This window comes from Streptomyces hydrogenans (genome assembly GCF_014656075.1).
Classification (GTDB): domain Bacteria; phylum Actinomycetota; class Actinomycetes; order Streptomycetales; family Streptomycetaceae; genus Streptomyces; species Streptomyces hydrogenans.
Window position 1 is genome coordinate 1 of the sequence record NZ_BNBS01000024.1, and the last position, 23,352, is coordinate 23,352.

At 74.5% G+C, this 23,352-nt stretch carries 21 protein-coding genes; 8 read left to right on the forward strand and 13 right to left on the reverse strand.

Going from position 1 to position 23,352, the window contains the following annotated elements; translation table 11 throughout:
* The 6 genes from IE321_RS13035 to IE321_RS13060 all read right to left on the reverse strand — a co-directional run.
* On the reverse strand, positions 1-319 hold a 319-nt coding region (locus IE321_RS13035; RefSeq protein ID WP_190222982.1), incomplete at its 3' end, for a 2-oxoglutarate dehydrogenase E1 subunit family protein.
* A gap of 269 nt (positions 320-588) precedes the next feature.
* Positions 589-1,683 (reverse strand): HAMP domain-containing sensor histidine kinase, encoded by a 1,095-nt coding sequence (locus IE321_RS13040; RefSeq protein WP_190222983.1) that lies wholly within the window; start codon positions 1,681-1,683, stop codon positions 589-591.
* On the reverse strand, positions 1,680-2,414 hold the full coding sequence (locus IE321_RS13045; protein WP_043224939.1) for a response regulator transcription factor: 735 nt from the start codon (positions 2,412-2,414) through the stop codon (positions 1,680-1,682). Before IE321_RS13045 ends, IE321_RS13040 begins: the two co-directional genes overlap by 4 nt.
* A 60-nt stretch (positions 2,415-2,474) precedes the next feature.
* The gene (locus IE321_RS13050) at positions 2,475-3,146 is read right to left on the reverse strand and encodes a spermidine synthase family protein (RefSeq protein WP_190222984.1); all 672 of its coding nucleotides are present in this window, start codon (positions 3,144-3,146) and stop codon (positions 2,475-2,477) included.
* 120 nt (positions 3,147-3,266) lie between these two features.
* Positions 3,267-4,337, reverse strand: a complete 1,071-nt coding sequence (surE, locus tag IE321_RS13055; RefSeq protein WP_043224938.1) for a 5'/3'-nucleotidase SurE — start codon at positions 4,335-4,337, stop codon at positions 3,267-3,269.
* Positions 4,338-4,538: 201 nt separating this feature from the next.
* Complete coding sequence (locus tag IE321_RS13060) at positions 4,539-6,284, reverse strand: glycoside hydrolase family 3 protein (protein WP_190222985.1); 1,746 nt, start codon at positions 6,282-6,284, stop codon at positions 4,539-4,541.
* A 201-nt stretch (positions 6,285-6,485) separates the two neighbouring features.
* On the opposite strand from IE321_RS13060, the gene IE321_RS13065 reads away from it, so the two are divergent.
* Positions 6,486-7,127: a TetR/AcrR family transcriptional regulator gene (locus IE321_RS13065; RefSeq protein ID WP_190222986.1), complete on the forward strand. Its 642-nt coding sequence runs from the start codon at positions 6,486-6,488 to the stop codon at positions 7,125-7,127.
* A 10-nt stretch (positions 7,128-7,137) separates the two neighbouring features.
* Here IE321_RS13065 and IE321_RS13070 read toward each other — a convergent pair whose 3' ends face one another.
* Positions 7,138-7,653 (reverse strand): hypothetical protein, encoded by a 516-nt coding sequence (locus IE321_RS13070; RefSeq protein WP_190222987.1) that lies wholly within the window; start codon positions 7,651-7,653, stop codon positions 7,138-7,140.
* A gap of 163 nt (positions 7,654-7,816) precedes the next feature.
* Between IE321_RS13070 and lon the strand changes: the two genes are divergently transcribed.
* Positions 7,817-10,228, forward strand: coding sequence for an endopeptidase La (lon, locus tag IE321_RS13075; RefSeq protein WP_043224932.1), 2,412 nt, complete (start codon positions 7,817-7,819; stop codon positions 10,226-10,228).
* A gap of 50 nt (positions 10,229-10,278) precedes the next feature.
* Here lon and IE321_RS13080 read toward each other — a convergent pair whose 3' ends face one another.
* The 3 genes from IE321_RS13080 to IE321_RS13090 form a co-directional block, all read right to left on the reverse strand.
* Complete coding sequence (locus IE321_RS13080) at positions 10,279-11,430, reverse strand: glutamate--cysteine ligase (RefSeq protein ID WP_190222988.1); 1,152 nt, start codon at positions 11,428-11,430, stop codon at positions 10,279-10,281.
* 239 nt (positions 11,431-11,669) lie between these two features.
* Entirely contained in the window at positions 11,670-12,554 is an 885-nt protein-coding gene (locus tag IE321_RS13085) for a lytic polysaccharide monooxygenase auxiliary activity family 9 protein (RefSeq protein WP_190222989.1), read from the reverse strand.
* A gap of 208 nt (positions 12,555-12,762) precedes the next feature.
* The gene (locus IE321_RS13090) at positions 12,763-13,599 is read right to left on the reverse strand and encodes a lysozyme (protein ID WP_190222990.1); all 837 of its coding nucleotides are present in this window, start codon (positions 13,597-13,599) and stop codon (positions 12,763-12,765) included.
* A 393-nt stretch (positions 13,600-13,992) separates the two neighbouring features.
* On the opposite strand from IE321_RS13090, the gene IE321_RS13095 reads away from it, so the two are divergent.
* Positions 13,993-14,403, forward strand: coding sequence for a MarR family winged helix-turn-helix transcriptional regulator (locus tag IE321_RS13095; protein WP_043225046.1), 411 nt, complete (start codon positions 13,993-13,995; stop codon positions 14,401-14,403).
* Positions 14,404-14,412: 9 nt separating this feature from the next.
* On the opposite strand, the gene IE321_RS13100 is transcribed toward IE321_RS13095, so the two are convergent.
* Positions 14,413-15,186: a protein phosphatase 2C domain-containing protein gene (locus IE321_RS13100; RefSeq protein WP_190222991.1), complete on the reverse strand. Its 774-nt coding sequence runs from the start codon at positions 15,184-15,186 to the stop codon at positions 14,413-14,415.
* Positions 15,187-15,582: 396 nt separating this feature from the next.
* Here IE321_RS13100 and IE321_RS13105 point away from each other — a divergent pair, with 396 nt between their 5' ends.
* From IE321_RS13105 to IE321_RS13125, 5 genes are all read left to right on the forward strand, one after another.
* Entirely contained in the window at positions 15,583-18,591 is a 3,009-nt protein-coding gene (locus IE321_RS13105; protein WP_226651357.1) for a sensor histidine kinase, read from the forward strand.
* Positions 18,588-19,100 carry a roadblock/LC7 domain-containing protein gene (locus IE321_RS13110; RefSeq protein WP_051842193.1) on the forward strand — a complete coding sequence of 171 codons (513 nt, stop codon included), beginning with the start codon at positions 18,588-18,590 and terminating at the stop codon, positions 19,098-19,100. The genes IE321_RS13105 and IE321_RS13110 overlap by 4 nt, the downstream gene beginning before the upstream one ends.
* On the forward strand, positions 19,097-19,510 hold the full coding sequence (locus IE321_RS13115; protein ID WP_043224924.1) for a DUF742 domain-containing protein: 414 nt from the start codon (positions 19,097-19,099) through the stop codon (positions 19,508-19,510). Before IE321_RS13110 ends, IE321_RS13115 begins: the two co-directional genes overlap by 4 nt.
* Before the next feature lie 85 nt (positions 19,511-19,595).
* Positions 19,596-20,222, forward strand: a complete 627-nt coding sequence (locus tag IE321_RS13120; RefSeq protein ID WP_043225042.1) for a GTP-binding protein — start codon at positions 19,596-19,598, stop codon at positions 20,220-20,222.
* Positions 20,223-20,287: 65 nt separating this feature from the next.
* A complete protein-coding gene (locus tag IE321_RS13125) occupies positions 20,288-21,526 on the forward strand; it encodes a styrene monooxygenase/indole monooxygenase family protein (protein WP_190222994.1) in 1,239 nt (412 codons plus the stop codon).
* Here IE321_RS13125 and IE321_RS13130 read toward each other — a convergent pair.
* Positions 21,496-22,956, reverse strand: coding sequence for a C40 family peptidase (locus IE321_RS13130; protein WP_190222995.1), 1,461 nt, complete (start codon positions 22,954-22,956; stop codon positions 21,496-21,498). The two genes, IE321_RS13125 and IE321_RS13130, sit on opposite strands and share 31 nt — an antisense overlap.
* A gap of 89 nt (positions 22,957-23,045) precedes the next feature.
* On the reverse strand, positions 23,046-23,351 hold the full coding sequence (locus IE321_RS13135; RefSeq protein ID WP_190222996.1) for a DUF8847 domain-containing protein: 306 nt from the start codon (positions 23,349-23,351) through the stop codon (positions 23,046-23,048).
* Position 23,352: the final 1 nt, after the last annotated feature.

Genomic DNA, 23,352 nt, shown 5'->3' on the forward strand with positions numbered 1-23,352 from the left:
GAGCCGGAGCGGCGGGGGCGGCCGGGGCGGGCACGGCGGCGGTCGGAGCGGCAGGCGCGGCCTGTGCGGGGCCCGTCTGCTGCGCCGAGGGGGCGGCCGTGGTGGTGGCGGCCGGGGCGGACGGGGTCTCCGCCGCACCCGGCTTGTAGTCGGCGAAGAAGTCCCACCAGGCACGATCGACCGAATTCGGGTCCTGGAGGTACTGCTGGTAGATCTCGTCGACGAGCCACTCATTGGCACCGAAGGCGGCTGCGGGGCTCACGCCACGCCCGTCTTGGTCGGCCGGGGAGCTCGGGGTACTGGGGGACTGAGACGACACGGCGGCAACCGCCCTCTTCCGCTTCGCAAGGTGATGGACAGCGGAAATAAAGGCTACGCCTGTCTCGGCGGGACGTGCAGGCCGGGCACTCCAACGTCGCGCAAGTCACACTTGACGGGGTGTTTCGACGCCGTGAATGGCGGGAAACAAGCGTGGTTCCGCATCGGTGAGGGTACGGAAAAGCGCGGGCTACGGCCTCCTTCGGCCGCACCCTGACCACGTCCTGCCACTGATCACGCAGAACGTTCGCTTCCGGTTCGAACCCTACGTCAATCGCGGAGGGGAAGGCTGCCCGGAAGAGTGACCCGGATGCGGCACCCGCGTGAAGATTCGGCCACGCCGATCCCGCCACCGTGGAGATCCACCGCCCAGCGCGCGATCGCCAGGCCGAGCCCGGTGCCGCCGTCGCTCCCCGGCCCCTGGCGGTCCGGGGCCGTGCCCCGGTTGAACCGCTCGAAGACCTTGTGGCGCTCCGACTCCGGGATGCCCGGACCCTCGTCCTCGACCACCAGCTCCAGCGACTCCGGGTACGGGCCGCGCCGGGCCCGCACCGTCACGCGCCCGTGCGGCGGGGAGTGCTTCACCGCGTTGTCGATCAGGTTCGCCATCACCTGGTGCAGCCGCTCCACGTCCGCGTAGGCCGTCAGGTCGGACGGCGACACGTCCAGGTGCAGATGGACGTCCGTACGCCGGTGCAGCCCCGACGTCGAGGGGAGCCCGCGCTGCGCGGCGGCCAGATTCGCCTCCCGCAGCACCCCGGACAGATAGGGCCACACCTCGAAACGGCGCGCCCGGAGCTGTACGACACCGTTGTCGAGCCGCGACAGGTCGAGCAGCGTCTCCACCAGCCGGCCCAGCCGCTCCGTCTGCTTCAGGGCCGACCGCATGGTCTCCGGATCGGCCTCCGAGACCCCGTCGACCACGTTCTCCAGCACCGCCCGCAGCGCCGCGATCGGCGTGCGCAGCTCGTGCGAGACGTTGGCGACCAGCTCCTTGCGGTGCCGGTCCACGGCCTCCAGGTCGTCCGCCATCCGGTTGATCGTCGAGGCCAGGTCGCCCAGCTCGTCGCGCCGGTCCGCGCCGCGCACCCGCCGGGAGAAGTCGCCGCGCGAGATCGACCCCGCCACCGTGTTCATCTCGTCCAGCGGCGCCGTCAGCGACTGCGCCACGAACTGCGTGATCAGCAGGGTCGCGATCATCGCGAAGATCGTGATGTACCGGAACTCGGTGGACGTGCGGATCGCCACCAGGGCCAGGCCCGAGGTCAGCAGCACCGCGCCGACGACCAGCGCCCCCAGCTTCGTCTTGATCGAGATCGCGATCCGGCGCCTGGACCCCCCCGGGCGCCGCCCCGGCCGGCTCACGACGCCGGGCTCTCCAGCGCGTACCCGACCCCGTGCACCGTACGGATCCGCTCGGCGCCGATCTTCCGGCGCAGCGCCTTGATGTGGCTGTCCACGGTCCGGGTGCCGGAGGCGTCCGCCCAGTCCCAGACCTCCGCCAGCAGCTGCTCCCGGGAGAGCACCGCGCGGGGGGTGCCGGCCAGGCACACCAGCAGGTCGAACTCGGTGGGCGTCAGGTGCACGTCCTCGGCCCGCACCCGGACCCGGCGCTGCGCGTGGTCGATCTCCAGCTCGCCCAGGCGCAGGATCCCGCTGCGCGGGGTCACGGCGGCGAGCGCGGCCCGCTCCACCCGGCGCAGCAGCACGTGCACCCGGGCGGCCAGCTCGCGCATGGAGAAGGGCTTCGTCATGTAGTCGTCGGCGCCGACGCCCAGCCCGACCAGCATGTCGGTCTCGTCGTCCCGCGCGGTGAGCATCAGCACCGGCACCGGGCGCTGGGCCTGCACGCGGCGGCAGACCTCCAGGCCGTCGAAGCCGGGCAGCATCACGTCGAGGACCATCAGGTCGGGCTGCCACGCCTCGGCCGCCTCGACGGCCGCGGGGCCGTCGGTCGCGGTCTGCACCAGGAAGCCCTCGGCGCGCAGCCGGGCGGAGACCGCCTCCACAATCGTGGCGTCGTCCTCGACGACCAGGACGCGCCGCTGGGCCCCCGGAGTCGCCGCACCCTGGTGCGTGGTGTGTGTCTGCTCCATTGCCCCGCCTCGCGTCGCCGATGTCGGTGCAGCAGCCTAGAGGTACCCGTGGTGTCCCGGCTACGCAGGACGGATGCCGAGGTGGACCACGTCGGGGACGCCCCGGGCAACGGGGACCTCTTCCGTCCGTACCCCGCTGAATCCGGCATTCCGCAAGGACTCTTCGAAATCGCCGGACGGCCGGGCGGACCAGACGGCGAGCACTCCGCCGGGGTTGAGGTGGGCCGCGCAGGAGGCCAACCCCCCTGCGCCGTAAAGGAATTCGTTGCCCTCGGTGACCGTCCAGTCCGGTCCGTTGTCGATGTCCAGGCAGAGAGCGTCGTAACGGTCCGTGGCGGTGTCCAGGTAGGTCACCAGGTCCGTGTGCAGGATCACGGTCCGCTCGTCGGCGAGCGCGCGTCCGGAGATCGCCGCCAGCGGGCCGCCGCGGTGCCAGTCGATGATCGCGTCCTCGCGCTCGACGACCGCGATCCGGCTCCAGCGCGGATCGGCGGCGGCGTGCGCGAGGGAGAACCCGACGCCGAGGCCGCCGATCAGGACGGCGGCGCCGGTCCGGGCCGGCTCGGGCAGCGCGCCCATCGCCGCGTCCACGAGCAGCCGCTCGGAGCGTCCGTCGGAGGTGTCCATCAGGAAGGTCCCGTTGGCGATGATCTCGAAGTCCTCGTCCCGGCGGCGCAGGACCACCTCGCCGTACGGGCCCTGCCGGCGGTCGAGGGTGACGGGGGTGCTCATGATCACTCCGTGGCTCGTCGTGCGGTACGGATCGTCCCGGCCATCCTCGTGGAGCGGGGACGGCCGGGACAAACACGTTTCGGAGTCACGGGGTGACGCTGAGGTCCCCTCCGGGGGGCGTCAGGGGCGCGGCGCCTCGCGTTCCACGTAGCGCTGGACCGCCTTCAGCTCGCGCCGGGCGTCGACCGGGGTGCCGTAGGTGCGGTCCCAGGTGATCGGGGCGACGGTGACGTGTCCCTCGCCCAGCAGCCAGGTGGAGTCGGCGTCGGCGCGGTTCTCGACGCACTCGCCCTCGCTCTCGTCGCCCTCGCACAGGCCGAGGGTGATGTCGAAGGTGTCGCCCGAGCCGCGCTGCTCGTACGCGTGGTAGACCACCGCCCCGTCGCCGACCCGGGTCCACACCGGCGCCTCGGCCCGCTGTCCCGCGCTCACGTCCGGGTAGTCGACCTTGAGCGCGAAGGCGGAGGTCAGCAGCCCGCGCTCCTTGAGGCCCGCGACGAACCGGGCGCCGAACTCGGCGTGCGCCCGGTAGTTCTCGCGCGGGAAGTACAGCTGGCTCTCGTCGCCGGAGGACGAGAAGGCGATCGCCGGGACGTCCTGGTCGATGGCGGCGACGGCCGCGCCGACCGTGCCCGAGTCGTTGACGCTCGCGGCGATGTTCGGGCCCGAGTTGATGCCGGTGAGGACCAGGTCCGGGGCGCCCCGCCAGCCGACCTTCGCCGTCAGGCCGCCGCGCAGCGCCAGCTTCACGGTGTCCGCGGGGGTGGCGCTGGGGGAGTCCGGCGCGCAGCCGCCCTCGCCGAGGCAGACGCCGAAGACCGCGCCGCCGGAGGGCGCGCCCGCGCAGTCGTTCTCGTACCCGGCGGGCAGGGCGGTGCGGCGCTGGGCGGTGAGGACGCCGCCGTTGGTCACGGCCGTGCCCTTGCCGGACTGCACCTGCCAGGGGGCCATCACGACGACGTCCGCACCGGCGGCGCACATCGCGCGGCGCAGCTCGTACAGGCCGAGGCCGTCGGAGTTGCTCGCCTTGGCGGCCCTCATGGAGTCGTCGTTGGAGAGGAGGATCCGCAGGCCGGCGAGCGGGCGCGACGCGGGCTTCGTCCGGTCCGCGGCGGGCGTGGTCGCGTAGGCGGTGGCGCCCAGGCCGGCGAGTACGGCTGCGGCTGTGGTCAGCGCGAGGGTACGGCGCATGGCGGTGCGTCCTTTCGTGGACATGACAGATGGGAGGAGGTGCGGGGCGTGCGGGCGCCGCGGTGCGGGCGGGCGCGGGGTGATGCGATCCGGGGCCCGGCCCCCCACGGGCGGGCCCCGGATCACGCGCGGGGGCGTCAGGCTCCCCGCGGTCTGTGGCCGGATCCGGTCTCTCCCGGATCCGTCGTCCGGTCTCCCGGGTCAGAGCTCCAGGCCGTGCCCGTACGGGAACACCGGGTCCTCGGTGTCGTTCGGGACGTCGGGCCGGGCCGCGCGGACCGCGGCCATGGAGCGCGGCAGTTCGAAGGGGAGCCGGCCCTCCGGCCGGGCGCGGCCGAAGACCACGTCGAGGAGGGCGTCGTCGCCCGCGCCGTAGTCGGCGAGGAGGGCGGCGGCACGGTCGGCGATCTCGGGGAGGACGGCGGGGCGCTCCAGGTTGACGCAGACGACGGTGGGGACCGTCGCCAGCAGGGCGAGGACGCGGTCGAGTTCCGGCGCGTCGAAGGCGAGCGAGCCGGAGTGGAAGAAGGACTCGAAGCGGCCGGGCCGCTCCTCGTAGGGGGTGCGGAGGCGCAGGAGGGCCAGGTCGGCCTCCTCCGGGGCGGCGACGACCTCGCCGTACGCCGCCGCGACCTCGGGGGCGACGCCCTCGACGTACAGCCGGGGGCGGCCGGAGAGCGGCAGCGGGCCGTCGGTGAGGACGGTGAGCGAGCGGCGCTGCGCGGCGGCGCCGGCGGCGGCGAAGTCGGCGCGGCCGACGGTCTCGGCGGCCTCGTCCGGGTCGACGTACCGGCGCTCGTCGAAGAGGCCGAGCAGGAACTTCTCGCGCAGCAGGCGGCGCACGGAGGCGTCGATCCGGGCCTCCGGGATCCGGCCGGAGGCCATGAGCTCCACGATCACCTCGGGGCACTGCTCGCCGCCGAACTGGTCCACGCCCGCGTCCAGCGCCTTCGCGGCCCGTTCGGCGACGCTCAGGTGCTCGACGCCCCAGGCGCGGGCCTCGTGCGGCTCGCCCAGGATGACCGAGTCCTCCAGCAGGCCCCAGTCGGTGCAGACGATGCCGGTGAAGCCCAGCTCCTCGCGGAGCAGGCCGGTGACGACGCCCTTGTTGAAGCCGAAGCCGACCTCCTCCCAGTCGGTGCCGACGGGCTGTCCGTAGTACGGCATCATCTGCGCGCAGCCGGCGGCGATCGCGGCCCGGAACGGCTCCAGGTGGAGGTCGCGCAGGCCGCCCGGGTAGACCTGCTCCTTGCCGTGCGGGAAGTGCGGGTCCTCGCCGTCCTTCTGCGGGCCGCCGCCGGGGAAGTGCTTGACCATGGCGGCCACCGAGTCCGGGCCGAGCGTCTCGCCCTGGAGGCCGCGCACGTAGGCCGCCACCAGCTCGCCGCTCAGCCCGGCGTCGGAGCCGAAGGTGCCGGACTGGCGGGACCAGCGGGGTTCGGTCGCGAGGTCGACCTGCGGGTGGAGCGCGGTGCGGAAGCCGACGGAGAGGTACTCGCGGCGGACCGTGTCGGCGAAGCGGAACACCAGCTCCGGATCGCGCACGGCGGCCAGCCCGAGGGCCTCGGGCCAGGCGGAGAAGGCGCCGGCGTTGAAGGAGGCGCCGATGTTGTCGGTGAAGGCGTGGCGGGGGTCGGTGGAGAGGGTGACCGGGATGCCGAGCCGGGTCCCGGCGGCCGTCGACTGGATCGCGTTGTGCCACGTGGCCATCTCGCGGGGGCCGTGGCTGCCGAGGAGGTTGAAGTGGGTGAGGCCGCGGCCGGCGATCAGCTCGGGGGTGGTGAACCGGGAGGTCGAGTCGTCGGCCTCGGTGACCGGGGTGCCGTCCGGGTTCATCGTCAGGATCGTGTGGAAGAGCTGTCCGGCCTTCTCCTCCGGGGTCATCCGGGCGAGGAGGTCCTCCACGCGCTCGTCCACGGGGCGGGTGGCGTCCTGGTAGGGGTGCATCGCGTCCGTACCTGCCTTTCGTGAGCGAGCGGACGGGGCCGGCGGGCCGCACCCGGAGCCTGTGCGGGGCTCCGCGCGGGTGCGGTGCCGGCCTCGGCGGGCTCAGGCTAGGCGTGAAAACCGAGTGGGTACTAGGTTTGTCACGTGTGAGCTGCATCACGCCCCTCGGGGGCCGTTCCCGGGCGGGGCTAAGGTGGCCGCATGCCGGAGAAGAAGGTCACCGCGACCGCCAGAAGCGCAGGTCGCGGCAGCTACGCCGTCGGTGACGCCCGCCGCCGGCTGATCCTCGACACCGCCGTCGACCACTTCGGGAAATGGGGGTTCCACGCCTCCTCCCTCGCCCGCATCGCCCATGACTGCGGCATCACCCAGGGCGGCCTGCTGCACCACTTCCGCAGCAAGGAGGACCTGCTCCTCTCGGTCCTCGCGCAGAGCGAGGAGCACGACGTCGAGCGCCTCTTCGGCACCGAGCCGGAGTCCTACGCGGCCTTCCTCGACGCCCTGGTCCGGCTGATCGAGGACAACACCCGGCGCCCCGGCATCGTCCGCATGTTCAACGTCCTCGTCGGCGAGTCCGGGAACGTCGGCCACCCCGCCCACGCCTACTTCAAGGAGCGGTACGCGCGCGTGCTCGCGCACAGCGTCGAACGCCTGGAGGACGCCGTCCGCCGGGGCGAGCTGCGCCCCGGCATCGACTGCCGGGGCATCGCCCAGGAGTACCTCGCCGTCATGGACGGCCTCCAGATCCAGTGGGCCCTCGACCCGGACTCCATGGACATGCCCGCCCGGGTGCGGGACTACCTCCAGCGCCAGTACGCGGCGATCCGGGCCGCCGGGGAGTAGCCCGCGCGGCTCACGGAGCCGTGGGCGGGCCGCCCTCCGGGAGGGCGTCGAAGACCCGCTGGAGGGCCGCCGGCCGGTCGCCGTCGCCCGCTACGACGAGCCGGTCGTCGTAGGTCACGGAGTACCGGAAGCCGTCGGCGACCGGAGGGTCCGACGGCCGCTCGGGCACGCGCGCGTAGGCCGGGTCCCGGAGCGCGTCCCGCAGCTCGGCCAGCCCCTCGGCGGTCATCCGCCCGGTGCGCGGCTCCCCGCTCCGGGACGTCAGCGTCCAGGACCCGTCCTCCCGCACCACGAGCCGGTTGTCCACCCCGGCGTACCCGCCGCTCACCGCGACCTCCACCAGCACGGCCCCGGACCGGGGATCGGCCGTCGCCCCCGAGGCGGTCCCCGGGGAGACCGTGCCGCTCGGCGCGCTCCCGCCGCCGTCCGCGTCGGCGCACCCGCCGACCCCGACCACCAGCGCCGCCGCCACCGCGGGCACCGCGCCCCACACCCGCCCGAACCGCCGCTCCGCACCACGCTTCATGCGCCCGAGCATGCCGCTCCCCGCGCTCCCGCGCAGCCGGAACGCGCGGGCCCGCGGAAGGTCTCCCGGTGTGATCGCTCAGAGCGAACAGACGCCGGGGAACATTCGCGGGCTCACATGCATTGAGTCGGCATAGCTCAACTTGACTGCCGAAGGGGAGATCATGGCTTCTGAGTCCAAGCCGTCCGTGCCGCTGACGCTGCCTGTGCTGCCGCTCGACGACGAGGTCGTGCTGCCCGGGATGGTGGTGCCGCTGGACCTGTCGGACAACGACGTGCGGGCCGCCGTGGAGGCGGCGCGGGCCGCCGCCCTGAGCGGCGCCGGAAAGCCGCGGGTGCTGCTGGTGCCGCGGGTGGACGGGACGTACGCCGGGACCGGCGTGCTCGGGATCGTCGAGCAGGTCGGGCGGCTCTCGGACGGGGACCCGGGGGCGCTGATCCGGGGCATCGGACGGGTGCGCATCGGGGCCGGGACGACCGGACCCGGCGGGGCGCTGTGGGTGGAGGGGAGCACGGTCGAGGAGAGCGTGCCCGATCCGCTGCCCGGCGCCGTGACCGAACTGGTCACCGAGTACAAGGCCCTCGCCACCAGCTGGCTGAAGAAGCGCGGCGCCTGGCAGGTCGTCGACCGGGTGCAGCAGATCGAGGGGGTCGGCGCGCTCGCCGACAACTCCGGCTACTCGCCCTTCCTCACCGTCGAGCAGAAGGTCGCGCTCCTGGAGGCCGCCGACCCCGTCGCCCGCCTCCGGCTCGCCACCGCCCAGCTCCGCGAGCACCTCGCCGAGCAGGACGTCGCCGAGACCATCGCCAAGGACGTCCAGGAGGGCGTCGACAAGCAGCAGCGCGAGTTCCTGCTCCGCCGCCAGCTCGAAGCGGTCCGCAAGGAGCTGCGCGAACTCAACGGCGAGAAGGACGGCGAGGAGTCCGACGACTACCGCGCCCGCGTCGAGGCCGCCGACCTCCCCGAGCCGGTCCGCGAGGCCGCGCTCAAGGAGGTCGACAAGCTGGAGCGGTCCAGCGACCAGTCGCCCGAGGGCTCCTGGATCCGGACCTGGCTCGACACCGTCCTCGAACTGCCGTGGAACGAGCGGACCGAGGACCGGTACGACATCCAGGGCGCCCGGGCCGTCCTGGACGCCGAGCACGCCGGCCTGGAGGACGTGAAGGAGCGCATCACCGAGTACCTGGCCGTCCGCAAGCGGCGCTCCGAGCGCGGGCTCGGCGTCGTCGGCGGCCGGCGCGGCGGCGCCGTGCTGGCCCTGGTCGGGCCGCCCGGCGTGGGCAAGACCTCGGTCGCCGAGTCCGTCGCCCACGCCATGGGCCGGAAGTTCGTGCGCGTCGCCCTCGGCGGCGTGCGCGACGAGGCCGAGGTGCGCGGCCACCGGCGGACCTACGTCGGCGCCCTGCCCGGCCGGATCGTGCGGGCGATCAAGGAGGCCGGGTCCATGAACCCGGTCGTCCTCCTCGACGAGATCGACAAGGTCGGCTCCGACTACCGCGGCGACCCCGCCGCGGCCCTGCTCGAAGTCCTCGACCCGGCGCAGAACCACACCTTCCGCGACCACTACCTGGAGGTCGAACTCGACCTCTCCGACGTGGTCTTCCTCGCCACCGCCAACGTCCTCGAAGCCATCCCCGAGGCACTCCTCGACCGCATGGAGCTGGTCCGCCTCGACGGCTACACCGAGGACGAGAAGGTCGTCATCGCCCGCGACCACCTGCTGCCCCGGCAGCTGGAGCGGTCCGGTCTGGAGCCCGGCGAGGTCGTCCTGGAGGAGGCGTCGCTGCGGAAGCTGGCCGGCGAGTACACCCGGGAGGCCGGCGTCCGCACCCTGGAGCGGGCCGTCGCACGGCTGCTCCGGAAGATCGCGGCCCAGCACGAACTCGGCGACCGCGAGCTGCCGTTCACCGTCACGCCCGAGGACCTGCGGGCCCTCATCGGGCGTCCGCACCACGTGCCCGAGTCCGCCCAGGACCCGGCCGAGCGGCGCACGGCCGTCCCCGGGGTCGCCACCGGCCTCGCGGTGACCGGTGCCGGCGGCGACGTCCTCTTCGTGGAGGCGTCCCTCGCCGACCCGGAGACCGGCGCCGCCGGGCTGACCCTCACCGGCCAGCTGGGCGACGTGATGAAGGAGTCGGCGCAGATCGCGCTCTCCTTCCTCCGCTCGCACGGCGCGGAGCTGGAGCTGCCCGTCACCGGACTGAAGGACCGGGGCGCGCACATCCACTTCCCGGCGGGCGCGGTCCCCAAGGACGGCCCGAGCGCGGGCATCACCATGACGACCGCGCTGGCCTCGCTGCTCAGCGGCCGGCTGGTCCGCACCGACGTGGCCATGACCGGCGAGGTCTCCCTCACCGGCCGGGTCCTGCCCATCGGCGGTCTGAAGCAGAAGCTGCTGGCCGCGCACCGGGCCGGCATCACCACCGTGATCATCCCCAAGCGGAACGAGGCCGATCTGGACGACGTCCCGGCCGAGGTCCTGGAGAAGCTGGAGGTCCACCCGGTCACGGACGTCCGCCAGGTCCTGGAGCTGGCCCTGGCCCCGGCGGAGGTCCCGGTCGCGGTCGCCGCCTGACCCGCCCCCACGGGCCCCCGGTACGCGCGCGTACCGGGGGCCCCGCCCGTTCACGCCGGGGTCGTGCGGCGCACGGCCTCGACGATCACCGAGGCCAGCGAGGGGTCGCCCGCGTGGGCGGCCCGCTGGAGGTCCGCGCCGGTGCCGCGGGCCAGCAGCCGCGCCACGCCCGCCTCGGCGCGCTCGCGGTCGCCCGCGTCCTCCAGGGCGGGGCGCACGTGGTCGACCAGGGCGTGCAGCACCTCGCCGGCCGGCAGCGGCCGCCAGCTGCGCGGGTCCAGGAGCTCGCCGCCGAGGCCGTACCGGCTGGCCCGCCAGGCGGCGAGCCGCAGCACCACCGTCGACACCGGGTCGGGGAGCCGGCCCCGCCGCCACTCCCGGGCGGCGGTCTCCACCAGCGCCCGGCTCAGCACCGCCAGGAGGACGGTGTCCTCCAGGTCCAGGCAGACGTCGCCGACCCGGATCTCGACCGTCGGGTAGCGGCGGGAGAGCCGGGCGTCGAAGTAGACCATGTGGTCGTCGATCAGCACGTCGCTGGCGAGCATCGCGCGCGTGGTCCGCTCGTACCCGTCCACGTCGCCGTACAGCTCGCTCGGGCCGGACATCGGCCAGCGCTGCCACAGCTGGTGCCGCCAGCTGGCGTAGCCGGTGTCGACGCCCATGCAGTAGGGGGAGTTGGCGCTGAGCGCGAGCAGCGGGGCGAGCCACGGGCGGATCCGGTCGAGGACGCCGACGCCCTCCTCCGGCGAGGAGAGGTGGACGTGGACGTGGCAGGCGCAGGCGAACTCCTCGTCCACCAGGTGGGCGTACCGGTCGTGGATCCGCCGGTAGCGGTCGTCCGGGGTGAGCAGCGGCCCGAAGTCCACGGGGGCGGTGGCGAGCGCCGCGACCGCCACTCCGGCCTCCCCGGCCGCCGCGGCGGCCGCGAGCCGGGCCGAGCGCAGCTGGTCGGCGAGCTGGGCGGTGGTGGTGCAGGGGGCGGTGCCGATCTCCAGCTGTTCGGAGTACAACTCGGGCTTCGCCGGCTCCGGTCCCTCGGTCCCCGGCCCGGCGTCGGCGTGCCAGGCGGCGATCTCGGTGACGGTGCCGGCGAGGGGCTGGGGGAGCCCGGTCTCGGGATGGACCAGGAGGAGCTCCTCCTCCACGCCGAACGTGCGCAGCCCTTCCCCGCGGTGGTAGACCCACCGCTGCTGGTTCCGCATGGAGCGCTCTCCTTCACGGGCGGACGGTGGTGCGCTGACGGTTGTTCGAACAGACTTTTCACCAAGGCTGTCCACGAACCGACCGGCTTCCACCCGTCCCCGCACAGATGGCGCGAAATCGCCCCCGGAGCGGGCTCCGGGGGCGATACGGGCGGGAGGGGGAGGACGGGCTTCCCTGGGGGCGCCGGAGGGGTGGGCGGACCCCCGTCCCGCCCCTCCCTCCCGCCTGCCTCCGGCTCCTAGGAGGCGGAGGAGTCGCGACGGCGGCCCAGCAGCAGGCTGCCCGCGCCGAAGACGGCGAGCGCGCCCGCGCCGGCCAGGGCCATCGGCAGCGGGGAGTCCGGGGCCGCGGTGGTCTCGGCGGAGAGCGCCGGCGGCTGCTCGTCACCGCCGTGGCCCGCGTGGCTCACCGTGGACAGCTCGGCGCCGGCGGCCAGTTCGGCCTCGGTCGGCGCCTCCGCCTTCAGCGCGGCGGGGGCCGCGGCGGCGGTGCCGAAGGTGACGTCCGAGCAGCTGTAGAACGCCTCGGGGCTGTCGTTGCGCTGCCACACCATGTAGACGATGTGGCGGCCGGAGCGGGCCGGGAGGTTGCCGGTGAAGGCGTAGTAGCCGTCGGTGGCGGTGCGGGTGGTGTTGTACACCGCGACCGGGGTGGCGTCGAGGTCGGACCACTTCAGCGGCTGGGTCGGGTCGAAGCCCGCCTTGGTGACGTACATCGTCATGGTGCCGGAGTGGGCGGCGGTGGCGCGGATCCGGAAGGCGTAGGAGCCGGCGGAGACCGCGGTGGCGGGCCAGTCGGTGCGCGCCCAGTCCAGGGCCCGGTACTTCTCGCGGTTGGCCGAGCAGAGCTTGCCGTCCGGGATGAGGGCCTTGTGGTTGCCGTCGGCGTTGGCGATGTTGACCTCGTTCCAGTCGTACAGCGGCTGGGTGCCGGAGTCGGCGACGAGGTCCTTGCACACCTGCGAGTCGGGGCTCTCGGGGCCCTCGGCGTAACAGGAGGCGATCCGGCTCACGGGGTTGAAGACGGCCCCGTGGGCGGCGGCGGTGGTGGGGGTGAGGCCGACGAGGGCGGCTGCGGCGGACAGGGCGGCGACGCCGGCGGCGGTGCGGCGGGTGGACGGCATGCGGGGGCTCTCTCTCGTGCGTGGGGGAGTACGGAACGAGCAACGCGCGCGGGGCGCACGGATGTTGAATCCCGTGCGACCGGGGAAGAGACTCGCATTGGTCCATACCAATGGGCAAGGGGGTGGGCGGAAAAAGCCCCTGAGCACGCGGAACGGCGGCCCCGGGGGTGCCGCCGCACCCCTGGAGCCGCCGTTCTCCCCGCGGACGTCAGCCGTTCGCGAGCGCCTGGACCCGCGAGAGGTCGCCGTTGAAGTGGTTGTGGTCGCCGACCGTCGGGCCGGACGAGGTGTACTGCCAGATCGTGTAGTACGGCCAGCCGGCCGGGAGTTCGCCGACCTCGGAGGCGTACCGCGCGACCCACAGCGGGTTGGTGGTGCCGAAGCCGGAGTAGTTGCCGGTGCACTGCTTCCACCAGCTGGTCGCCGTGTAGATGACGGCGTCGCGGCCGGTGCGGGCCTTGTAGCGGTTCACGAAGTCGCGGATCCAGGCGACCATCCCGGACTGGGTCTTGCCGTAGCAGGTGGCGCCGTACGGGTTCCACTCGATGTCGAGCACGCCGGGCAGGGTCTTCCCGTCCTTGGACCAGCCGCCGCCGTTGTTGACGAAGTAGTCGGCCTGGGCGGCGCCGGTCGTCGTGTCCGGGGTGGCGAAGTGGTACGTGCCCCGGATCATGCCGACGTTGTACGAGCCGGTGTACTGCTGGTTGAAGTAGGTGTTCTTGTAGTACGTGCCTTCCGTCGCCTTGACGTAGGCCCACTTGACGCCGCTGTTCCACAGCGTGGACCAGGCGACGTTGCCCTGGTGGCTGGCGACGTCGACGCCCTCCGTCCAGCCGGCGAGGGCGGAGACGCCGTCGGGGGCGACCTTGCCCCGGCCGTCGTGTGCGAGGACGCCCATGCCCATGTGGGCGGTGCCGCGCGCGGGGACGGCGGCGGCGCGGGGGCCGGGGTCGGCGGCGGCGGCCTGGCCGGCGAGCGCCAGGACGAGGGGGACGACGGCGAGGCCGTCGAGCAGGGTGGTGGGGACGGATCTGCGCACACGCATGGCGTGACTCCCGAGGGGTCGGTGGGGGTGGTGTGGACATGTCAGTCACGTGCTCGCCGGCGACTCTACGCACGTAGACCGCGGGGGTGGAAGAGGCCCCGGGTTCCGCCGTTGGTCTACTCCTGCGAAATACTGAAGGAGCTGCGGCGATGCCCGCCGGGGCGGGAAACTTTCAGCCGACGAAACACGCGTGGGAGGTGCGGGGTGCGCGCAGGCGGTACGACCGGTGAAGGCGGCGCCACGCCCGGGAGGACCCCGGGTGACCGGGCGCCCGCGCCCGGAACGCCCCCCGACGACCGGCCCGCCCCCGAGCCCTCCGCTCCCGGTGCCGCCTCCTGGGCCCACGGGTCCGGCCGGGCCCCCGGCGCCCCGGCCGAGCGGGAGTTCCTCGCGCTGGAGCGGGAGCTGGCCGTGTTCCTGCGGCGGGCGCGGGCGCAGTCCGGCGAGATGGCGCGCGAGGTCCATCCGGAGCTGGAGCCCGCCGCGTACGGGCTCTTCGTGCGGCTCGACGACGCCGGGCCGCAGCGGGCCACCGAGCTCTCCGGGTACTTCGGCGTCGGCAAGGCCACGATGAGCCGCCAGCTGCGCGCCCTCGAACAGCTCGGCCTGGTGGCCCGCGACCCCGATCCCGCCGACGGGCGCGCCTCCCTGGTCCGGCTCACCGACGAGGGCCGCGACCGCTTCCGGCACGTCCGGGACGCCCGCCGCGAGCGCTACGTCCGCAAGCTCGCCGACTGGGACCGCGCCGAGGTGGCCGAACTGGCCCGCCTGCTGCATCACTTCAACCAGCGCTCCGAGGGCTGAGGGCGCCGCTCAGAGCTCCACGTACACGGCCGTCGCGTCGTCGTGGAGCTTCCCGCGCCACCGGCCGGCGCTCGCCGACTCCAGGACCCGGACCCGCTGGATCAGCCCCGCCGGCCCCTCCTTCGCCAGGACGCCGGCGCACTCCGTCCAGTCGCCCGCGCCGAACCGCTCCACCCACCGGGCCGCCCCGTCCGTGAGCGCCGCCAGCGCCCGCACCTCCTCCAGCGGCGTCCTGCCCGTCACCGCCCGCTCGGCCACCGCCGGGTCGGCGGCCGCCGTGAAGAAGCCGCCCTCGCTGTTCCGCAGCCGGTCCGCCGCCGCGTGGGAGCGGAGCGCCTCGCGCGGGATCCGGTCCAGCCGGTCGTCGCGCACCGCCCGGACCGCGCCGTCCGGCGCCCTGAGGAGCAGGACCGAGTCGGAGAGGACGAGGTGGTCGACCGCCGTCGCGTCCCAGCGAGCGAGGACCACCGTCGCCTGAGGCGTACGCACGTGAGAAAGGTCACAGGTGTCCGCGTGCAGCTCCGCGGTGCGCCGGATTGCGAGCGAAAGGATCTCGGACAGCGTCAGATCGGCCCGGGAAGCGGACAGTTCGGTCAAAGTCCCACCGAGTCGCGCGGTGAACCACGGCACCGTGTGCACACAACCGACGTCCCCCGCGGGAGGGGTGACGCCGTCCAGGAGGACGAGCGCGCCCCCGCCGCCCGAGGCTGGCAGAGCGGCGGCGGCCCAGTCCTCGTTGGGGCGTTCGGGGCTGCCGGGGAGGGTGGCGACTTCGCTGCGCATGATGTCCAGTGTGCCCGGCTCTCGCGGGGTCTTCACACCACCTGCAAAGGGCCGAAAATGGCCTGTACCAACCGGCCGTGACCGCCGGAGAGGCCGGAATCGGAAGCTCCGGCGAGCTGCGGGCGGGCATCCTGCCAAAGCCCGCCCGGAAGTTCCAGCCGGGGCCCGTCGCGGGCCCCCGGCGCCGTCCACCGGAAGTTGTTCGCCAACTCAGGAGTGTTGTTCACTCGTTCGGGTGGCGGAGCGGCCGATGCCCGTCCCCTGCCGAGAAGCGCTGGAATGGTCGGAAGCCGTACCAGGGGTGGGGGCGGAACCTCATGACCGGCCGTCACCTCTGCTGTGTGGGCGGACGAGTCAAGAATGCGAGCACCGGTGCAGAAGAAGCGGCCTCGGAGCATGAACGGCGCGCGGAGCCAGACCCCCGGTGAGTCGTCGACCCCCGGCACCGCGCCGACCACGGGAGCCACGCCCCCCGCCGGACACGCCCCCGGAGGCGACGCGGGGAACACCGCCGGTACCGGTACCCGCGCCCCCGCGCCGACCCCCGGCGGACGCTCCAGGCGCGTCCGCAACCGTCTCGTCGCCGGGGTCGCCCTCGTCGGCGTCATCGTCGTCGGTGCCGGCGCCCCCGCGGTCCTCACCGCCTCCACCGAGCTGAACGAGTCCCGGCGCCTGGTCACCCTCGCCGAGCTCGACCGGCAGGCCGTCACCCTCGCGCACTCCCTGGCCGACGAGCGCGACGAGGTCGTCGCCTTCGTCGCCGCGGGACGGGACGAGCAGACCGGCCCCAAGAAGAAGCGCCGGGTCGTCACCCCCGCCAGGTCCGCCCGGGTCGACCGGCAGATCGACGAGATCCGCCCCGCCGCCTCCGACGCCCTCCGCCGCGAGCTCGCCTCCGTCGCCTCCGTCCGCCGCGCCGCCGTCACCGGCAAGGGCACGGCCCTGGAGGCCCACAAGGCGTACAGCGACGTCATCGCCGTCCTCCAGGCCCTCGCCGACGACCTCGCCGAGCGGACCCCGCCGCGCGCCGCCGAGCCCGGCCTCGCCGGCACCACCCGCGCCCCCGCCGACCTCGGCCGCGCCGTGGAGCAGGCGTCCGCCACCCGCGGCCTGCTCCTCGCCGCGCTCGCCGTCCCGCAGCCCGAGCCCACCGGCGACCTCCACTACGACGCCACCACCGGCACCTACGTCGCCGACGAGCCCGAGGGCAAGGAGGAGGCCGAGCACGCCCGCGACCTGCTGAGCGCCGCCGCCCAGCAGGCCAGGGTCCGCGAGCTGGCCGCGCTCGGCGACTTCGACCGGTCCGCCGGCCCCGCCGCCCGCGACTCCCTCGCCGCGACGGTCACCGGCCCCGAGGTCAAGACCGCCGAGCTGGCCCTCGCCCGCCTCACCGACCAGCCCGCCCTCTCCGAGGCCGAGACCCGCACCTCCCCGTCCGGCCTGGACGCCGCGCTCTCCGCCCGCATCGAGCACATGCGCGGCGTCGAGTCGACGCTCGCCGCCAAGCGGGTCGAGCGGCTCACCGCCCTGCGCGACGACGACGTCACCGCCCTCGAGGTGAGCCTCGCCCTCCTCGGCGGCTGCCTGCTGCTCGCCGTCGGCGTCTCCACCTACGTCGCCCGCAGCCTGACCCGGCCGCTCGCCGTCCTGCGCCTCGGCGCCGCCCGGCTGGCCGGGGCGCCGGACCCGGCCGCCGAGGAGGCCGTCCGCTTCACCGGCCGCAACGACGAGTTCGCCCAGGTCGTCCGCTCCCTCAACACCCTCCACGGGCAGCTCGCCGCGCTCGCCGCCCACACCGGCCGGCTCACCGGCGAGCGGGCCGGGCTGGTCGCCGCCCAGGAGTCCGCGGAGGCCGCGCTGGCCGCCCAGCGCGCCGAGCTCCAGAGCCGGATCGCCGTCCTCACCGCCGACTTCGAGCGGCTCCGCGGCACGGTCCAGCACACCTTCGTCAACCTCTCGCTGCGCAGCCTCGGCCTCGTCGACCGCCAGCTCGGCGTCATCGAGAAGCTGGAGGAGCGCGAGCAGGACCCGGACCGCCTCGCCACCCTCTTCAAGCTCGACCACATGGCGACCGTCATGCGCCGCCACAGCGAGAACCTGCTGGTCCTCGCCGGCCACGAGCACGTGCACGGCCACGCGGGTCCGGTCCCGCTGGTCGACGTGCTGCGCGCCGCCGTCAGCGAGATCGAGCGGTACGAGCGGGTCACCATCCAGTCGCTGCCGCCGCACGCCCAGCTCGCCGGCTTCGCCGCCGACGACCTGAGCCACCTTGTCGCCGAGCTCCTGGAGAACGCCACCTCGTTCTCCCCGCCGGACGCCGAGGTCCAGCTCTCCGGCTGGCTCCTGGAGACCGGCGAGATCATGCTCTCCGTCCAGGACTCCGGCATCGGGATCCCCGACCACCGCCGCGCCGACCTCAACGCCCGTCTGGCCGCCGCCGATCCGGAGGCCTTCGAGGGCGAGGGGCTCGGCATGCGGGTCGTCTCCCTGCTGGCCGCCCGCCACGGCGTCGGCGTCGAGCTGCGCGAGCAGAAGCCGGGCGGCACGGCCGCCGTCGTGGTGCTGCCGCTCCCGCTGCTGCCGACCGCGCCCCCGGCCGCCGTCCCCGAGCCGGTCCGGCTCGCCGGCACCGGCCCCGTACCGGTCCTGCACCTTCCGGGCTCCGAGGCCGAGGCCAACTCCAACGCCCTCCCGTCCCGCACCCGCGACCCGCTCGTGGACGCGGCGGAGCGCGCCTTCCGCGCGGCCCAGGAGCGGGAGCCGGCCGAGCCCGCGGCGCCGGTGGAGCCGTCGGAGCCGGAGACCCGGGCGTACGACTCCGAGCCCGCCGCCCACGCCGAGCCGGACCCGCTCCCCGTACCGCCGGCCGAGCCGGCCCACGAGCAGCGGCTCCACGAGCGGTCCGCCCACGAGCAGCCGCTCCACGAGTCCGTCTCCGAGACCACCCTCCAGGTGCGGCTCCCGGACCCGCCGCCCGAGCCGGACAGCCACGAGCGCGCCGCCGAACCGGCGTTCACGCCCGTGCCGGAGCGGGCCGTCCCGGAGCAGGTGTCACCCGAGCGGATCGCACCGGAACGGTCCGTGCCCGAGCAGGCCGGGCCGCCGGCCGACCGGGCGGAGGTGCCGGCCGACGAGGCGCAGGTGCCCGGACCGCGCCCCGCCCAGTGGGAGCGGGTGACCGACAAGGGCCTGCCCAAGCGGACCCCCCAGGTGGTCCGCGCCCCCGCCGCGCCCACCGCCCCCCGCCGGGGCGCGGTCGACGCCGACGCGCTCCGCCGCCGCCTGGGCGGCTTCCACCAGGGCGCCGTGGCCGGGCGCCGGGACGTCGAGGCGGAGATAGCGGCCGAGAGCACCGCGCGTACAGAGGAGATGACGGGGGACACAGTCGAGGAGGCACGCAGTTGACCGCCACGGGAACGAGCACCACCAGCACCACCGGTACGTACGGACTGAGCACGGAGGCCCGCAACCTGCAATGGCTGCTGGGCAACCTCGTGGAGGAGGTGCCGGGCGTCCGCTCGGTCGCCGTCGTCTCCTCCGACGGGCTCCTGCTGCTCTCCTCCGACCCCGACGAGCGGCCCGACCCCGTCGACGACGGGCCCGCCCGCCCCCGGGGCCCGCGCGGCTCCAGCGCCGACCTGGCCACCATCGTCTCGGGCATCGGCAGCCTCACCATCGGCGCGGCCCGGCTCATGGACGGCGGCGGCGTGAAGCAGACCATGGTCGCCATGGACGAGGGCAGCGTCTTCGTCATGTCGATCAGCGACGGCTCGCTGCTCGGCGTGCACGCCACCCCCGACTGCGACATGAGCGTCATCGCCTACCACATGGCGCTCTTCGTGGGCCGGGCCGGACACGTCCTCACCCCCGAGGTCCGCAGCGAGCTGCGCAAGTCGATGGAGAGCTACCGGTGACCTCGCCGACCGCCGTCCACCGGCTGCCGGTACGGGGCGAAGGCCGGCGCCCCGCGCGCGTGCGCCCGTACTCGCTGACCGGCGGCCGCACCCGCTTCGGTCACGTGCTGCTCGTCGAGACCTTCGTGGCCGCCCTGGAGGCGCCGCTCGCCCGCAAGGTCCTCACGGACGGCGGCCCCGGTGCCCGCGGGCTCATGCCCGAGATGCGCGCCATCGTCGAGATATGCCGCCGGATGCGGACGGTGGCGGAGATCTCGGCCCTTCTCAAGATGCCGTTGGGTGTCGTCCGGGTGCTGCTCAGCGACCTGGCCGACCAGGGAAAGATCCGTGTGTACGGGACCGGTCACGACACCGGCCAGCCCGACCGCGCGCTCCTCGAAAGGGTGCTGAGTGGACTCCGTCGTCTCTGACGCCACCGCCGTCGACACCGCCGTCGACACCGCCGTCGACACCCCCGCCGCCGCCTCCGAGGCGCAGGCCGTCCCCCGCACGTCCATCCCGGCCCAGCCCGGCCGGACCGACGGGGAACCCGATCCCGAGGACGGCGCCCAGGACTGGCAGCTCGACCACACCCGGGCCCCGATCGCCACGAAGATCGTGGTCGCGGGCGGCTTCGGCGTCGGGAAGACCACCTTCGTCCGCGCGGTCTCGGAGATCACCCCGCTCCAGACCGAGGCGCTGATGACCCGGGCCAGCGAGGAGACCGACGACCTCACCGCCACCCCGGACAAGCTCACCACCACGGTGGCGATGGACTTCGGCCGGATCACGCTCGACAACGACCTGGTCCTGTACGTCTTCGGCACGCCGGGACAGCAGCGCTTCTGGTTCATGTGGGACGACCTGGTGCGCGGCGCGATCGGGGCGATCGTGCTCGCCGACACCCGCCGCCTCACCGACTGCTTCCCCGCCCTCGACTACTTCGAGAGCTGCGGCCTGCCGTACGTCGTCGCCGTCAACCACTTCGAGGGCACCGAGCGGTTCGAGCCGGAGGACGTCAGGGAGGCCCTGACGATCGCCCCCGACGTCCCGGTGGTGATCATGGACGCGCGCAAGCGGTACAGCGTCGTCGAGACGCTGCTCGCCATGGTCGAGCACGCGCTCTCCGCCACGCCCGAGTAGCGCGTCCGCACCCCGTCAGACGCCCCCCACGCACCACCTTCGTCTTCGCTCCAGGAGCCCCGCCCATGCGGAAGATACTCATAGTCGGCGCCGGACAGTCCGGCCTCCAGCTCGCCCTCGGCCTGCAGTCCCAGGGGTACGAGGTCACCCTGATGTCGAACCGGACGGCGGACGAGATCCGCTCCGGCCGCGTCATGTCCACGCAGTGCATGTTCGCCACCTCGCTCGGGCACGAGCGCGACCTCGGTCTGAACTTCTGGGAGTCCCAGGCCCCGAGGATCGAGGGCCTCGGCGTCTCCGTCGCGGGACCCGAATCGGCCCGCGTCATCGACTGGGTCGGCCGGCTCGACGGCTTCGCCCAGTCCGTCGACCAGCGGGTGAAGATGGCCGGCTGGATGGAGACCTTCGCCCAGCGCGGCGGACAGCTCGTCATCCACGGCGCGGCCGTCGGCGACCTCGACTTCTTCGCCCGCCGCTACGACCTCGTGCTCGTCGCCGCCGGCAAGGGCGAGCTGGTCTCCATGTTCGGCCGGGACGCCGACCGCTCCCCGCACACCGAGCCGCAGCGCGCCCTCGCCGTCGCGTACGTGAACGGGCTCGGCCCGCGCCCCGAGCACCCCGACTTCGACGCGGTCCGCTGCAACATCGTGCCCGGCGTCGGCGAGCTGTTCGTGATGCCGACCCTCACCACCGGCGGCCGCGCCGACATCCTCTTCTGGGAGGGCGTCCCCGGCGGCCCGCTCGACGTCTTCCAGGGCGTCAAGGACCCCTCCGAGCACCTGGCGCTGACGCTGGAGCTGATGGAGAAGTTCACGCCCTGGGAGTACGCGCGCGCCACCAAGGTCGAGCTCACCGACGCGGGCGGCACCCTGGCGGGCCGCTACGCCCCCACCGTCCGCAACCCCGTCGGCCACCTCCCGGGCGGCGGCCTGGTGCTGGGCGTCGCGGACGTCGTCGTCGCCAACGACCCGATCACCGGGCAGGGTTCGAACTCCGCGTCCAAGTGCGCCGCCGCCTACCTCGCGGCCATCGTCGAGCACGGCGACCGCCCCTTCGACGAGGCGTGGATGCGGTCCGCCTTCGACCGCTACTGGAAGACCGCCGAGCCGGTCACCAAGTGGACCAACGCGATGCTGGCCCCGCCGCCGGAGCACGTCCTCCAGCTGCTGGGCGCGGCCGGCGAACTCCAGCCGATCGCCGACCGCTTCGCCAACGGCTTCGACGACCCCGCGGACTTCGAGAACTTCTTCTTCGACCCGGAGAAGGCGTCCGCCTACCTGGCCTCGGTGGCCTCCGGGGCCTGACCCGCCCCGTCGTACCCCTCGTCCGAACCCTCCCGGGCCGACTCCGGCACGACGGGCGGGGTGTACGACTCCAGGGCCGCGCCGCCCGGGTCCGGCCGGACCGCCCCGAGCAGCGGGTTCGCGGCGAGGGGCGAGACCTTCACCCGGCCGCCGGGGCGCGGGGCCTGCACCACCAGGCCCTCGCCCAGATAGAGCGCCACGTGGGTGGCGCCCGGGAAGTAGACCACCAGGTCCCCGGGCCGCAGTTCGTCCAGCGGCACCCGGGGCAGCTCGGCCCACTGCTCCTGGCTGGTGCGCGGGATCTCCCGGCCGGCCGTCGCCCAGGCGCGCTGCGTGAGCCCCGAGCAGTCGTACGTCTCCGGCCCCTCGGCCCCCCACTCGTACGGCTTCCCGAGCTGGCCGACCGCGAAGCGCAGGGCCTCCGCTCCGGCCCGGGAGGGGGTGCGGGCGGGGCCGAGCACGCCGGAGTCGAGGAGCTCGCGCTGGGCGCCGGCGGTCTCGGTCCGCTCCCGTTCGGTCAGGCGGGCGAGCTGCGCGGGGGAGAGGGAGGCGAGCAGCGCCTCGACCTCGGCGAGCTTCTTCCGCACCTCGTCCCGCCGGGTCCGCTGCCGCTCGGCGAGGGTCTTCTGCCGGTCGAGGGCGGTCCGGGAGGCGCCGGCCAGGGCGGCGGCCCGGCGTTCGGCGGCCCGGAGCCGGGGGACGGCGGAGGCGCGGTCGCGCGCCGTCCGGTCCAGCAGGTGGCGCGCGTCGAGGGCGGACTGGGGGTCGGGCGCGAAGAGCAGCCGCAGCGGCGAGGCGTAGGAGGTCCGGCCCTGGTACTGCTCCCGGGCGAGCCGCCCCGCCTCGGCCCGGCCGCGCGCGAGGGCGGTCCGGGCGCCCTCCAGGTCGGCGGCGACCCGCCGGGTGTCGGCGGTCTGGAGCCTCAGCGCCTCCTCGGCGGCGTTGAACCGCTCCGTCGCCTCCTCCGCCTGCCGGTAGAGCGTGCGGAGCCGCGCGAGCAGCGCCGCCACGGAGTCCCCTCCGGCGGGCGCGAGCGCCGCGGCGTCGTCGTCGGCCGCGGGGGTCCCCGGATCCGGCGCCCGGTCCGGTGCGGGGTCCGGCACGGCGCCGGAGTCCGGGTCCGGCAGGGTGTCCGGGTTCGGCAGGGGGTCCGGGTCCGCCGCTCCCGCCGGGTCCGGCACGGCGTCCGGGTCCGGCAGGGTGTCCTGTTCCGGCACGGCGTCCGGGTCCGCCGCTCCCGCCGGGTTGCGCACGGTGTCAGGGTCCACCGGTCCCACCGGTTCCCGTGCGGGGTCCGGCCAGGCGACGGGGGCGGAGCCGGCGGGTGGGTCGGCCGCGGGGTCGGGGGGCGGGGCCGCGGCCGTGCCGGTCAGGACCGTCAGCGCGGCCAGGGCTCCCGTACAGACCGCGCGCAGCAGCCTTCGCGACACGTCACCACCACCTCCAGAGCGGGCTCCGGAGGCATCATGGCGCGTCAGTTCATCCGATTACCGTACGGATCCGGGCGTGGCTCCCGGCGTCACCCGTTCGGCTCCTCCTCCCGCTCTTCGGCGGGCCGCGCGGAGGGCTTGGACCACGGCCACTTCAGCTCGCGCCGCTCGCGGCCCTCGGGGGCGTACTCGTAGACCCAGCCGCGCTGGAGCCCGAGGCGCCGGGTGTGGCCCGCGGGTTCGCGGCGGTACGCGTGGAGCGCGGGCGGGCGGCCGTCGTGGGCCGGCACCGGCACCTCGTACCACTTCGGCGGGTGGCCGGTCGCGCCGAGCAGGATGGGCAGCACCCGTCCGTCGAGGGGGCCGCCCCGGAAGGGGGTGTTCTCGCTTCTCACC